Below are 2,126 nucleotides of genomic sequence, written 5' to 3' on the forward strand. Positions count from 1 at the left end.
CCTGCGCATCATATTCCAGACGATCTTTGTGAAAGCTGGTCAGCGCCGTTCCGTTTACACTGATCCCGGTAGCATCCGGCATTGCTGCAACTGCTTCCTTTTCAAAGGTCACTGTATAGCTCTTGGTGCTGCCATCCTCTGCCGTTACCGTTACGGTTATTGTTACCGGCTTATCCCCGATGCTCACTGCACCGGCCGGGTTCTGCACTGCACCCTGAGCTTTGCCGTCTTCTGCCGCAAAGCTCAGCTCTACTGTCTCTGTATCATTCGGTACCGTTACTGTCTGGCTGTCCTGTACCGTAAGTGCGTTGACCTCTCCGCCGTTGACTTTGTATCCAAGACTTGTAAGGTTCGCATTGCTGGATTTGGCCGGACCAACTTCGTCCCACTTGATCAAGACCTTGACAGATTCATAGGAATCCTGTCCAATGGTCGGCACACTCACTCTGTCGCCCGCTTTGAAGGACTGGATATATACGTTCGTATATGGTTTGCAGTTGATTGCACTTGCAACCAGGTATTCATTGTGAACCATCATATCACTCTGGCTGCCTGTCAGTACCATATCTGCCGGCACATCCGCCCAACTGTCATATCCTTCCGGCACCGTGCTGTCCAGCGTTTTCTTGGACCAATTATCAAATCTCGCACCGCCGGCTCCTACTGTATAAATATACATGGTTCCGGATACGCCTGCTGTGAAATAGAAGTGATCACTCTTGCTCTTGTACATATATGCGCCGGCGTTTCCGCTTTGCTTATAGGTGTCTGGGTAATCCTTCTGCGCCTGTTTGTTGGAATCCCGGTGGCTGACCAGGATATGGGACATCCCTATCAAATTCTCACCCGTTGCTCCAAACCGGGTCATGACATCTCCTGACAATCTGGTGGTATATACATTACCCCCAAGCAAGCCGGTATACTCTTTCCCGTTTGAAGTATAGGTATATTCCTGCGTATCGCCGATCAGAACTTCTGACAGTACAATTTTATTGTCTCCAGTGTCATGGTTGCCGTTCATATACGCCTTACGGGCATCACTGGATTCAATGGTGATTGGTCTTACGTGAACTTTATATTCCTTGGACACCTTTCCGTTTGAAGAAGTCAAGGTGGCAGTTACCGTATCCACCTCTGTCGGATTGATGGTCTGAGCTGGTGCATAGCTGACCGTTACGCCGGACTGTGCAGCAACCTCTACCGTTGCACTCACTGTGCCGTATTCCACCTGCGCATCGTATTCCAGACGGTTTTTATCGAAGCTGGTCAATGCCGTTCCATTTACCTTGATTTCTGTCGCATAGATTTCATACTCCGGTTTTAATATGTAATGGAGGGTAAAATCAGCTGTGGTTCCATCCGGAGCGGTAAACCGATACTGTGCATCACCAGGCACCGATGCAGCCGGACTGAGACATTCTACCTTGGTTGCACTGTTTTCCATATAAAAATCCGCCTGGGGAATCACATCTGGTTCGGTTTTGAACGTTGCCTCGTTACCTTGTACCTCTACCTGGGTTCCTCCAACCATGAGTTTCCAAATATTCGTATTGCCTGACGGGAAAACCGCCGGTCTTGCGAGGGGGACGATTTGTCCGTCCCCACCCCAGAAAAAGACCGATATCTCGCCGTCTGCCGGGACATTGGCAAGTTCTGTGCTGAATTCTGCCGTCTGTCCAGAAGCAATTTGCTGGCTAACTGCCGCACTTTGCTGCGTTAAAATATCATTTTCATAGACACAGGCCAGCATAATCACATCAGCCGCCGCACTGTCGGAAAGATTCCGCAAGTTAGCAGTGACACCAACTGTACCGTCTGCCGGCAGCTTTGTAATTGGCTGATCTGCGCCATCGGAAAAGACCACACTTTCCACCTTTACGTCAGTGGACTGCGCATTTTCTGCATACACAGGAGTTAAAACCATTGTGCATAGCATTGCAATACATACTAAAATTGCACTTATTCTTTTCATTCAACAAATACTCCTTTCAGCATTTTACGTTTTGTTAAGTTAAATGAAAATTGAGACCTTGAACTCCTTATGGTATAATGGTTTTACCCCAAACCCGAATACCTCCCTGAAAATCAGAGAAAGGAGATCAAGATCTCATGGATAAAATTATACC

Annotated in this window: 1 pseudogene; it reads right to left on the reverse strand. The window is 48.1% G+C overall.

Annotated features, from left to right (window positions below):
* Positions 1-1,972 (reverse strand): annotated as a pseudogene (locus tag INF28_RS12635) (hypothetical protein); the annotation flags it as partial.
* Between the last annotated feature and the right edge of the window lie 154 nt (positions 1,973-2,126).

It is taken from the genome of Ructibacterium gallinarum (genome assembly GCF_014982785.1).
Taxonomy (GTDB): Bacteria; Bacillota; Clostridia; order Monoglobales; family Monoglobaceae; genus Ructibacterium; species Ructibacterium gallinarum.